The 11,524-nt window shown below is 52.3% G+C and carries 10 protein-coding genes; all 10 read right to left on the reverse strand.

The window, feature by feature from the left end; all coding sequences use genetic code 11:
* Positions 1-85 precede the first annotated feature (85 nt).
* The 10 genes from IMQ48_RS21435 to ndk all read right to left on the reverse strand — a co-directional run bounded on the left by IMQ48_RS21435 (position 86) and on the right by ndk (position 11,443).
* Positions 86-304, reverse strand: coding sequence for a zinc ribbon domain-containing protein (locus IMQ48_RS21435; protein WP_196210575.1), 219 nt, complete (start codon positions 302-304; stop codon positions 86-88).
* A 179-nt stretch (positions 305-483) separates the two neighbouring features.
* Complete coding sequence (locus IMQ48_RS21440) at positions 484-2,028, reverse strand: peptide MFS transporter (protein WP_196210576.1); 1,545 nt, start codon at positions 2,026-2,028, stop codon at positions 484-486.
* 297 nt (positions 2,029-2,325) lie between these two features.
* Positions 2,326-3,798 carry a ribosome biogenesis GTPase Der gene (der, locus tag IMQ48_RS21445; RefSeq protein ID WP_135324767.1) on the reverse strand — a complete coding sequence of 491 codons (1,473 nt, stop codon included), beginning with the start codon at positions 3,796-3,798 and terminating at the stop codon, positions 2,326-2,328.
* A gap of 117 nt (positions 3,799-3,915) precedes the next feature.
* On the reverse strand, positions 3,916-5,094 hold the full coding sequence (gene bamB, locus IMQ48_RS21450; RefSeq protein ID WP_196210577.1) for an outer membrane protein assembly factor BamB: 1,179 nt from the start codon (positions 5,092-5,094) through the stop codon (positions 3,916-3,918).
* A 10-nt stretch (positions 5,095-5,104) separates the two neighbouring features.
* On the reverse strand, positions 5,105-5,725 hold the full coding sequence (locus IMQ48_RS21455; protein ID WP_196210578.1) for a YfgM family protein: 621 nt from the start codon (positions 5,723-5,725) through the stop codon (positions 5,105-5,107).
* A gap of 13 nt (positions 5,726-5,738) precedes the next feature.
* A complete protein-coding gene (gene hisS / locus IMQ48_RS21460) occupies positions 5,739-7,013 on the reverse strand; it encodes a histidine--tRNA ligase (protein ID WP_196210579.1) in 1,275 nt (424 codons plus the stop codon).
* Positions 7,014-7,123: 110 nt separating this feature from the next.
* Positions 7,124-8,242: a flavodoxin-dependent (E)-4-hydroxy-3-methylbut-2-enyl-diphosphate synthase gene (gene ispG, locus IMQ48_RS21465; RefSeq protein WP_181617588.1), complete on the reverse strand. Its 1,119-nt coding sequence runs from the start codon at positions 8,240-8,242 to the stop codon at positions 7,124-7,126.
* 26 nt (positions 8,243-8,268) lie between these two features.
* Positions 8,269-9,270, reverse strand: a complete 1,002-nt coding sequence (rodZ, locus tag IMQ48_RS21470) for a cytoskeleton protein RodZ (RefSeq protein WP_196210580.1) — start codon at positions 9,268-9,270, stop codon at positions 8,269-8,271.
* Between the two features lie 285 nt (positions 9,271-9,555).
* Positions 9,556-10,722 carry a bifunctional tRNA (adenosine(37)-C2)-methyltransferase TrmG/ribosomal RNA large subunit methyltransferase RlmN gene (locus IMQ48_RS21475; protein ID WP_196210581.1) on the reverse strand — a complete coding sequence of 389 codons (1,167 nt, stop codon included), beginning with the start codon at positions 10,720-10,722 and terminating at the stop codon, positions 9,556-9,558.
* A gap of 289 nt (positions 10,723-11,011) precedes the next feature.
* Entirely contained in the window at positions 11,012-11,443 is a 432-nt protein-coding gene (ndk, locus tag IMQ48_RS21480) for a nucleoside-diphosphate kinase (protein WP_196210582.1), read from the reverse strand.
* Positions 11,444-11,524: the final 81 nt, after the last annotated feature.

Consider the following 11,524-nt stretch of genomic DNA (forward strand, 5'->3'; position numbering starts at 1 on the left):
AAGAAAAGCAACGCATAGATTCACGTGGAGTATATAACCACCTTGAAATATAGTTTATTCCTACTAAACGATTCAATTTATACAACTAATTTCCAATAATGAAAACAACGCGTTTTTTTGAAATAAGCCCATGCCCATTCTGACAAAAGTAGTCCACCGCACCACAGGCTTTTAACACCTGGAGTAGCTGATGGCACTCCGGGCAGCGCGCTTCAAGTAGCACGTCCTTTTGACAACTGTCGCAGTGCGCCACACCATTTTGGTGCTCCAGTTCCGCATGACAATCCGGGCAAATAATCGACATAATGGCTCCTTGAGATAATTGGTACTGACTGGATTTTAACACAATTCACCAAATGAATGAGACCCGCACCTGCACAGGTCACTCAAAATAGTGCAACGATGTCGTCGTGATAAAAAAGGAACGATAGGGGGTCTGGCGGGATTGCCGGGGCATATCGCCACCCCGGCAAAATCGAGGAATTACTTCGCGGTAGCTGCCGGTTTGGTCTGTGTATTTTCCAGCATACGACGAATTGGAACAATGAGAACAGTCAGTACTGCGGCGCAGATAAGCAGCGCGATAGAGCAACGCGCAAATAAGTCTGGCAGCATATCGAGCTGGTCGGCCTTCACGTGCCCCCCAATCAGACCCGCTGCAAGGTTGCCCAGCGCACTTGCGCAGAACCACAGCCCCATCATCTGGCCACGCATTCTTTCAGGTGCCAGAAGCGTCATGGTCGCCAGACCAATTGGGCTCAGGCATAGTTCGCCTAGCGTCAGCATCAGGATGCTACCCACCAGCCAGAATGGAGATACGCCCGCGCCGCCATTTGCCAGCACGTCCTGCGCCGCCAGCATCATCACACCAAAGCCCGCCGCAGCACAGAGAATGCCGATAACAAACTTAGTGATGCTGCTCGGGCGAATATTCATGCTCGCCAGTTTTGGCCACGCCCAGCTGAATACCGGGGCCAGCAGGATGATAAACAGCGCGTTTACCGACTGGAACCAGACGGCCGGGATTTCAAAATCGCCGATCATACGGTTGGTGTAATCGTTGGCAAACAAGTTGAACGAGGTAGGTTTCTGCTCAAACGCAGACCAGAAGAACGCCGCAGAAACCAGCAGGATAAAGCAGACCAGCAATCTGGCGCGCTCTTTACGGTTCAGACCAGCAAAGATGAACAGGTAGATAAAGTAGAGTGCAACGGACGCTGCAATCACATACACCAGCATACTGGCAACCGCGACCGGGTTAATCACAATCACGCCCTGCGCAATCAGTGTAACGATAACCGCCACACCGACGGCCAGCGCCAGCAGCCACGCGCCCACACCGTTACGTTTCACTACCGGGCTGTTCCAGGTAGAATCCAGTCCCACTTCGCTGTCGTAGCGTTTCATCGATGGGACGGCAAACACGCGGAAGATGATCAACGCCACCAGCATCCCAATACCGCCGATGCCAAAGCCCCAGTGCCAGCCGTGAGTTTTAATCAGCCAGCCGGAGATCAGCGGCGCGATGAACGACCCCATGTTGATGCCCATATAGAACAGCGAAAAACCGCCGTCGCGGCGTGCATCGCCTTTTTTATACAGCGTGCCAACCATGACCGAAATACAGGTCTTAAACAGACCAGAGCCGAGCACGATGAACATCAGGCCGATAAAAAACAGGTTGTTACCCATAACGGCAGAGAGCGCAATCGACAGGTGCCCGAGCGCAATCAGAATGGATCCGTACCACACCGCTTTCTGCTGGCCGAGCCAGTTATCTGCCAGCCAGCCCCCCGGCAGCGCGGCAAGATACATAGTACCGGCAAATATACCGACAATCGCCGAGGCATTTTCACGCGCCAGCCCCATGCCACCGTCATAAACAGTGGCCGCCATAAACAGGATCAGTAAAGGACGGATACCGTAAAACGAAAAGCGCTCCCACATCTCAGTAAAAAATAGCGAGCCTAGCGGATAGGGATGGCCGAAGAACGTTCGGCTTTCTTTTTGATTAACAGAGGATTGCATAATTCTCCCGAAAAAGTATGTCGTTGTGCTTGTAAACACCGCAATGTACGCCAGCCAGTTATGTATCCGGCCGATTTTTTACATGCGACGAAGGGTTATTTAACCATTTGATAACCTGACGCTAGTTTTGTCTAGTACCAACCCCAGGACTTTAAGATGAAAGTTCGACAATTGTCTACTTTCTTAGATTTAAACTTGGCAAAAAACGAATAGTCATTGACATTGTACAGTCAAATAGAGGCTACAAACAGACGAAAAAAACCCGCGACGAGCGCGGGTTTTCAACATTATCAGGGGCTATTTACTTTTCTTTATGTGTTGAATCAGTCGCTTACGTTTGCGCATTTGCGTTGGCGTCAACGTATTACGTTTATTCGCATACGGGTTTTCCCCTTCTTTGAACTGAATACGGATCGGCGTACCCATCACTTCCAGTGACTTACGGAAGTAGTTCATCAGATAGCGTTTGTATGAGTCAGGCAGGTCTTTAACCTGGTTGCCGTGAATCACCACAATCGGCGGATTATAGCCACCGGCATGCGCATATTTCAGCTTCACACGACGACCGCGTACCAACGGTGGCTGATGATCTTCTGTCGCCATGGTCATGATGCGGGTCAGCATTGCCGTGCTGACACGGCGGGTTGAACTGTCATACGCTTCACGTACTGACTCAAATAAATTACCCACACCGCTGCCGTGCAGCGCAGAAATAAAGTGCACGCGGGCAAAATCGATAAAGCCCAGACGGAAGTCCAGCGTCTCTTTAACCTGCTCTTTCACTTCCTGGGTCAGGCCGTCCCACTTGTTGACGACAATAACAAGTGAGCGCCCACTATTGAGAATAAAGCCCAGCAGCGACAGATCCTGATCAGAAATACCTTCGCGAGCATCAATCACCAGCATCACCACGTTGGCGTCTTCAATAGCCTGCAGTGTCTTGATAACAGAGAATTTCTCTACCGCTTCGGTAATTTTGCCGCGCTTACGCACACCCGCGGTGTCAATCAGCACATATTCGCGCCCATCGCGTTCCATCGGAATATAAATACTGTCACGCGTGGTTCCCGGCATGTCGTAAACCACCACGCGGTCTTCGCCGAGAATACGGTTAGTGAGTGTGGACTTACCTACGTTCGGACGACCGACAATCGCCAGTTTAATTGGTAGATCCTGCGGGTTGAAGTCATCTTCTGGCTCTTCTTCACCGTTTTCTTCGGCTTCCAGTTTTGCCCAGTATTCCGCGTCTTCATCCACTTCTTCCTGCGGTGCAACATCATCCATCCACGGCAGCAAAACGTGTTCCAGCAGGCTGAGAACGCCACGACCATGCGACGCCGCGATCGGGTGAATTTCACCTAACCCCAGCGAATAAAAATCAACAACCGCCTGATCTGGATCGAGTCCGTCAGTTTTATTAGCGACCAGGAACGTCGGTTTTTGGCGCGAGCGCAGATGTTTGGCAATGGCTTCATCTGCAGGCATCAGTCCGGCACGTGCATCAACCATGAACAGCACAACGTCCGCTTCTTCGATGGCTAACAGCGACTGTTCAGCCATGCGGGTTTCGACACCATCTTCGGTGCCGTCAATACCGCCGGTATCAATACAAATAAACTCGCGGCCTTCAATCTCAGCACGACCGTACTTACGGTCACGAGTCAGACCCGGGAAATCCGCAACCAGCGCATCTCGGGTGCGAGTTAGACGGTTAAATAACGTGGATTTGCCAACGTTAGGGCGCCCGACAAGCGCGACCACAGGTACCATGTTTAAAGCCTCATTTAAAAAATCATCAGACAACAGTCGCATTTTTGCGCCATTGTTAAAAACAGTAAAACGGCCCCTGCACCAGGAGCCGTTTTTCAAAGCGGGCAGCCGGGACGATTAACGCGTAATGGAATACAGCGTACCGTCTTTCGCCTGGATCAGCAGTTTACCATCAGCCGATACCGGCTCGGTCAGAAAACCAGAGCTGTCGACTTTCTGCTGGGCCACAAAGCGGCCATCATCAACGTTGATCCAATGCAGGTAGCCTTCGCTATCGCCAACAACCAGGTTGCCATTATACAGCGCCGGAGACGTCAGCAGACGGTGCAGCAGATCGCTCTGCGTCCACAGCGTTACGCCACCGTCAGTGGTCAGTGCCAGCACGCGGTCATTCTGATCAACCAGATAGATACGGTTACCGTCAACGATGAAATCATTCACCGAGCCGAGCTCGCGTTTCCACATAATCTGGCCGCTACGCAGATCCAGCGCCGTCAGGTTACCATTATAAGCCAGGGCGTACACAACGCCATTAACGATAACCGGCGTGGTGTCGACATCACTCAGACGGTCGATTTCAGTTGGACCAGTCGCCTGAGAAATACGTTGCTGCCAAATCATCTGACCCTGTTGCATCAGCACGGCGCTCACACGGCCGTTATCACCACCGACAATCGCGGCACCGAAAGCGCTAGCCGGGGCAGATTCACCGCGTAACGAAAGCGATGGCATATCCAGGTTGACGGTCCATTTGACGGTGCCGTCAGCTTCGTTCAATGCCTGCAGCTGACCATTGCTGGTGTGAATCAATACCACGCCATCGCTCACCACCGGGCGAGACAGGGCTTCACCGGCGACTCGGGTCTGCCATGCAATAGTACCGTCACTGGTGTTAAGCGCATAAACCTGGGCTTTTTCACTGCCAATATAGACATGACCAGCGGAAACCGTCACACCACCGGAAAGCTGCGCAGATGCGCGGGAGAACCAGCCATCTTTCTCACCCAGATTAATCGACCAGACCTCTTTACCGTCGTCCGCGTTTAGCGCTTTAACGACACCTGCGCGATCGGCTGCATAGACAACGTTATCCGCCAGCGCAGGATGAAGATTGGAATAGAAATCACCAATACCGTTGCCTACAGACGTGCTCCAGTCAGTAGACGGGGTAAACTGGTTTTCAACCACCGGTAATGGGGACATCTTAACGACATCTTCTTCGCCACTAAACAGTGAACAGCCGCTCAATAGGGTAACGGAAAGCAGCCCTGGCAGAAGTAATTTACGCAATTGCATCGGGTCCCTCTCAGATGGACAAATTATTGATTTTCATCTGCATCATTTCGCTCAGAGCAGGAGAGGCATCGCTTTTCACGCCCGCTTCCCATGCGCTACGCGCACCTTGTTTATCGCCTTTGCTCAGCAATGCTTCGCCACGCAGATCGGCGACAATTGCCGCCCACCCTTCACCTTTAATGGCGTCGAGTGTTTTCAGCGCAGTATCGGCTTGTTTAAGCTGAATCTGAACACGCGCAAGACGCAGATTAATCACCGCCTTGAGATTCTCATCGCTGGTGGCCGCCAGCCCTTGTTGCAGCTGAGTAGCGGCTTTCTCAAGTTCGTTTTGATCAACAAACTGCTGCGCCAGTTCCATCGAAGCCAGCGCGCCGTATGTGTTTTTGTTCTCTGCCGCAAATTTCTCTGCGGCAGGAATGCTGTCCTGCTTACCAGCACTGACCGCAGTCACTGTATTTTGATACGCCAGAGAAGCAGAGCGTGTAGACTCCATCTGATGGCTGGTCCAGTAACGCCAGCCAACCAGTGCGCCAACCCCTAAAATAACCCCAACCACCAGCGCTTTGCCATTTTCAGCAAAGAAGCGTTTTACCGCATCAACCTGGTCGTTTTCGTTCTCGTAAATTTCCACGCTGTCCTTCTCCTTAGCAAGTCAAAGTGCGCAAATGCGCGGCAACGCTATCCTGCGCTACTGCCGTTTGCTCACCAGTGCGCAAATCCTTCACTACAACAGTACCGTCAGCCACTTCGGACTCACCCAGTACCAGTGCAACGCGAGCGCCCCACTTGTCGGCACGAGCAAACTGTTTCTTAAAGTTGCCGCCACCGTGGTTTGTCATCAGTTTCACACCCGGAACTTCATCGCGCAGACGTTCAGCCAGCATCATTGCTGCCGACTGCGTATCCGCACCTGAAGCGATCAGGTATATATCGACAACAGGAGAAGCAATAAATTCCGGATTAACTGCCTGAACTAACAAAACAAGTCGTTCCAGACCCATCGCGAAGCCAACCGCAGGCGTTGCACGACCGCCAAGTTGCTCTACCAGACCGTCGTAACGACCGCCCGCACACACGGTACCCTGCGAGCCCAGACTGCTGGTGACCCATTCAAATACGGTACGGTTGTAATAGTCGAGACCACGAACAAGGCGCTGGTTAACGGTGTAGGCAATACCTGCTGATTCCAGCAATTTGCACAGACCGATGAAATGCTCGCGTGAGTCGTCATCCAGGTAATCGCCCAACGCCGGAGCGTCATTGAGCAGTGCCTGGACTTCTGGATTTTTGGAGTCAAGTACACGCAGCGGGTTGGTATACATGCGGCGCTTGCAGTCTTCGTCCAGTTTCTCTTTATGCTGTTCCAGGTAGGCCACCAGCGCATCACGGTAGTTAGCGCGGGCGTCGAGTGAACCGATAGAGTTAAGCTCAAGGCTGACATGCTCAGAAATACCTAACGCACGCCACCAGCGGGCGGTCAGCATAATCAGTTCAGCATCAATGTCCGGGCCTTGCAGACCAAATACTTCGACACCCAGCTGATGGAATTGACGATAGCGACCTTTTTGCGGGCGCTCGTGGCGGAACATTGGCCCGATATACCACAGACGCTGTTCCTGATTGTACAGGAGACCATGTTCGATGCCGGCGCGTACGCAGCCAGCCGTCCCTTCAGGACGCAGAGTCAGGCTGTCGCCATTACGGTCCTCAAAGGTATACATCTCTTTTTCAACCACGTCGGTTACTTCACCGATCGCGCGTTTGAATAACGGGGTCTGCTCTACAATCGGCAAGCGGATTTCACTGTAACCGTAGCTGCCGAGCACGTTTTTAAGAGTGCCTTCAATGCGCTGCCAGATGGCGGTTTCGCCAGGCAGATAATCGTTCATGCCGCGAATGGCTTGAATGTTTTTTGCCACGTTTATTCTCTTTATGGATATAAAAATGAACCCTCAGCGCTAACCCCAACTATGCGGGCGCCATGCGGGTTCAATCATACACGGGAAGCACGCCGCTTCCCATCACGTTATTATTTTTCAACCTGCTGCACGTCAATCCGACGCGCTTCGTCCAGGATACTGGCTTTGGCACGAATACGGGCTTCAAGCTGGGTTATCATATCGTCGTTATCGATACGATCCTTGCGCACGCCGTCTTCATACAGGCCGCTTTTCTTGTTGCCGCCCGTCACACCGAGCGTGGAAACCAGCGCTTCGCCGGGGCCATTTACCACACATCCGATGATCGAAACGTCCATTGGCGTGATGATATCTTCCAGCCGCTGCTCCAGCGCGTTAACCGTGCCAATAACGTCGAACTCCTGGCGAGAACAGGTTGGACAGGCGATAAAGTTGATCCCGCGCGCGCGAATGCGCAGCGATTTCAGAATATCGAACCCTACTTTGATCTCTTCAACCGGATCGGCTGCCAGAGAAACGCGCAGTGTATCGCCGATCCCTTCCGACAACAGCAATCCAAGACCAATTGCGGATTTCACCGATCCACTGCGTGCACCACCGGCTTCGGTGATCCCCAAATGCAGTGGCTGATCGATCTGTTTGGCTAACAGACGATAAGATTCAACGGCGAGGAAAACGTCAGAGGCTTTAACGCTGACTTTGAACTGGTCGAAGTTCAGACGATCGAGATGATCCACATGACGCATGGCAGATTCCAGCAGCGCCTGCGGCGTGGGTTCGCCGTATTTTTCCTGCAGATCTTTTTCCAGCGATCCGGCATTAACGCCGATGCGGATGGGAATGTTGTTATCGCGAGCGCAGTCTACCACCATGCGAATACGCTCTTCATTGCCGATATTGCCGGGGTTGATACGCAGACAATCGACACCGTATTCCGCTACTTTCAGCGCGATGCGGTAGTCAAAGTGAATATCGGCAACCAGCGGGACAGAGACCTGCTGTTTGATTAGCTTGAACGCTTCTGCAGCATCCATTGTCGGTACAGAGACACGAACAATGTCAGCCCCAACACGTTCCAGCGCTTTGATTTGATTGACCGTCGCTGCCACGTCAGTGGTCCGCGTATTGGTCATAGACTGTACGGCGATGGGCGCGCCATCGCCAATCGGCACATTCCCAACGTAAATGCGTGTCGATTTTCTACGTTGAATTGGAGCCTGGTTATGCATTACAAAATCTCCCGCATTGCCGTCTGTTACTGAGCCGGTGATTGTTCGGCATTCACGGTCAGACGCGCAACCTGGTTAGTTCTGATAAAACGACTCAGGTCGACAGGTTTACCCTGATACTGAATCTGAACAGCTGCCGGAGCACCAATTTTCAGTTTGTACGGTGCCTGACCGGTAAGATTTAACGTACCGTCTTTACGCTGCATGCCGCTAAACAGTTTTTTACCGGTCGCATCGGTCACTTCCAGCCAGCAGTCGGCGGTAAAGTTCATCACCAGCGCGTTCGCATCGGCGGCTGGTGTTGTCACACCGGCTTGATCGGTCGGTAAAGGTGCCGCCGTAGCCGGTGCGGTTGGTGTAGTCGTCGCGGTGTCTACGTTGGCCTGAGAGGGTGCCACTACCGCATTCTGTTGCGCATCTGCAGTAGGTGCTGGCGTTGCGCTGACGTCAGGTGCTGGCGTAGCGTCTGCCACCGCGCCATCATCTGGCGCTGGCGGGACCGTGTCCTGGCTTGCTGCAGCACTGGTATCTAACGGCACGCTCTGAGCATTATCTTTGCCAGCATTCAGCTCAGCGGAGGATTGATCGGCCATCGTGGTGATCTCTTCCTGCTGCGCTTTATGGTTCTGCCACCACCAGGCTCCTGTCAGTCCAACCACGACAAACAGAACCAGCCAGGTAAAAGTCATTAACCAACCATCGCGCTTTTTACGACGCTTACCAAGCGAGTAGCTTTGCATCGGTTCCACTTTGGCTGGGCGAATTGGAGCCTGTTTTTCCAGCCCTGGTAACAGTTCTTCTTCAGGAATATGCACCAGACGCGCATAAGAACGGATATACCCGCGCAAGAATGTTGAAGCGAGATCGGCTGGTGCCTTATCGTCTTCAATATCGCGTACCGTGGAAACCTTCAGGCAAAGTCGCTCCGCGACAGCCTGCTGGCTGAATCCGAGTTGTTCACGGGCATTGCGTAGGCGAACGCCGGTGGAGAGTGCTTCATTTTTGTCGTGCGTGGCTTCAGTATTCATTCGCTACAGCTGCGTAAATATGGGCTCTGGCGCCGGTGAGTCACAATGCTCACCCACACCGCGAAACATCTGGTCAGTTAACCTTGGTCAGACAGTATAAAACGGCCAGACTATCAATGACAAAACAGCGTAAACCTGAGGGCTAAACTCTTGTTGCGCCGCTACATACTGCCTTAAAGTCGACTAAAACGCACCGTCTAATATTGACCCGACGAGTATAATAAAGGATCGCATGCTACTTACATTGCACTGCGGTACATTAATTATACCGCAGTGCACTCAACATCAAACGGTCTTGATGTCGATAGCATCACCCTGCATGCGCTTACGCAGGGTACGCTTAGTACGGTCAATGACATCGCCCGCCAGTTGACCACAGGCCGCATCAATATCGTCGCCGCGTGTTTTACGCACAATGGTCGTGAAACCATAACCCATCAACACTTTGGAGAAACGATCGATACGGCTGTTAGAGCTACGTCCGTACGGCGCGCCCGGGAACGGGTTCCATGGGATCAGGTTGATCTTACACGGCGTATCTTTCAACAGTTCCGCCAGTTGATGCGCGTGCTCGGTACCGTCGTTGATGTGATCTAACATCACGTATTCGATGGTAACGCGCCCCTGGTTGGCGTTCGACTTCGAAATGTAGCCACGCACTGACTCGAGGAATGTTGCAATATTATACTTTCTGTTGATCGGTACGATTTCGTCACGAATTTCATCATTTGGCGCATGCAGGGAAATCGCCAGCGCAACGTCAATCATATCGCCCAGCTTATCCAGTGCAGGGACCACGCCGGAGGTGGACAACGTGACGCGGCGTTTCGACAGCCCGAAGCCAAAGTCATCAAGCATGATTTCCATCGCCGGTACCACGTTGGTCAGGTTAAGCAACGGTTCACCCATGCCCATCATGACCACATTGGTGATTGGGCGCACGCCGGTTGCCTTCACCGCACCGACGATTTTCGCCGCGCGCCAAACCTGGCCAATAATTTCTGATACCCGCAGGTTACGGTTAAAGCCCTGCTGTGCCGTAGAGCAGAATTTACACTCTAATGCACAACCGACCTGTGAAGAAACGCACAAGGTGGCGCGATCGTCTTCCGGGATATACACGGTTTCTACGCGCTGATCGCCAACGGCAATGGCCCATTTGATGGTGCCGTCAGATGAACGCTGCTCTTCCACCACTTCCGGAGCGCGAATTTCAGCGACTTCTTTCAATTTATTGCGCAGCACTTTATTGATGTCAGTCATGTCATCAAAATTGTCGCTGCAATAGTGGTACATCCACTTCATGACCTGATCGGCACGAAACGGTTTTTCGCCCATATCTTTGAAGAATTCGCGCATCTGCTGACGGTTCAGATCCAGCAGGTTAATTTTTCCATTTTTATTTGGAACCGCAGCAATGACGACTTCAGAGGTGTTAACTAATTCAGACATAATTTTTTCCGGCCTCGTTGTTACACGTTATGGCCCGTGGAGGGTTAAAAAGAAACGCCCCGGTAAGCGGTCTGCTCTTCCGGGGCGTTGCATTGTACAAAGTCTGGCGCAGGGATGCCACGTTTGCACGAAGCATTAGCGAAAATAATATGTAAATGCTAATTCATCTCCAAAGGATTTCGCGTCGCAGGAAAACGGCAAGTTCGAGCATCCCCGGGAGCATAGAAAACTATGTGACCGGGGTAAACGAACGCTGCCAACGCATCGGCGACGTGAAAGACGCAGGAGATTAGCGCGTGCGCGGGCAAACCTCGCCTTCACCAAAGAAATAAGCGATTTCACGCGCGGCAGATTCAGCGGAGTCGGAACCGTGGGTGCCGTTCTCGGTGAAGCTGTCAGCGTAATCTGCACGCAGCGTGCCTGCCAGCGCATTCGCTGGGTTGGTTGCACCCAGCAGATCGCGGTGACGCTGAACGGCGTTTTCGCTTTCCAGTACGGAAACAACGATCGGACCAGAGGTCATGAATTCAACCAGGCCGTCAAAGAACGGTTTGCCGTCGTGCTCGGCATAAAAACCACGTGCCTGTTCAACGGTCAGGTGCAGCATTTTAGTACCCACAATTTTGAACCCTGCTGATTCAAAGCGCGCGAAGATGCTCCCAATAACGTTTTTTGCCACCGCGTTTGGTTTGATGATGGAAAAAGTACGTTCAATAGCCATGATAACCTCTGTAATTTGTTCTGTTGTTGTCTCCCCTTCCTACTTCAAGCTGCAGGTGTGTTAGCTTTCCTGCAACTCAAA

The organism is Citrobacter sp. Res13-Sevr-PEB04-36, assembly GCF_015672735.1.
Classification (GTDB): domain Bacteria; phylum Pseudomonadota; class Gammaproteobacteria; order Enterobacterales; family Enterobacteriaceae; genus Citrobacter.

Coding starts and splice junctions, on each gene's coding strand:
- IMQ48_RS21435 (WP_196210575.1), bottom strand. CDS start 304: ATGTCGATTATTTGCCCGGATTGTCATGCGGAACTGGAGCACCAAAAT.
- IMQ48_RS21440 (WP_196210576.1), bottom strand. CDS start 2,028: ATGCAATCCTCTGTTAATCAAAAAGAAAGCCGAACGTTCTTCGGCCAT.
- der (WP_135324767.1), bottom strand. CDS start 3,798: ATGGTACCTGTGGTCGCGCTTGTCGGGCGCCCTAACGTTGGCAAATCC.
- bamB (WP_196210577.1), bottom strand. CDS start 5,094: ATGCAATTGCGTAAATTACTTCTGCCAGGGCTGCTTTCCGTTACCCTA.
- ispG (WP_181617588.1), bottom strand. CDS start 8,242: ATGCATAACCAGGCTCCAATTCAACGTAGAAAATCGACACGCATTTAC.
- rodZ (WP_196210580.1), bottom strand. CDS start 9,270: ATGAATACTGAAGCCACGCACGACAAAAATGAAGCACTCTCCACCGGC.
- IMQ48_RS21475 (WP_196210581.1), bottom strand. CDS start 10,722: ATGTCTGAATTAGTTAACACCTCTGAAGTCGTCATTGCTGCGGTTCCA.
- ndk (WP_196210582.1), bottom strand. CDS start 11,443: ATGGCTATTGAACGTACTTTTTCCATCATCAAACCAAACGCGGTGGCA.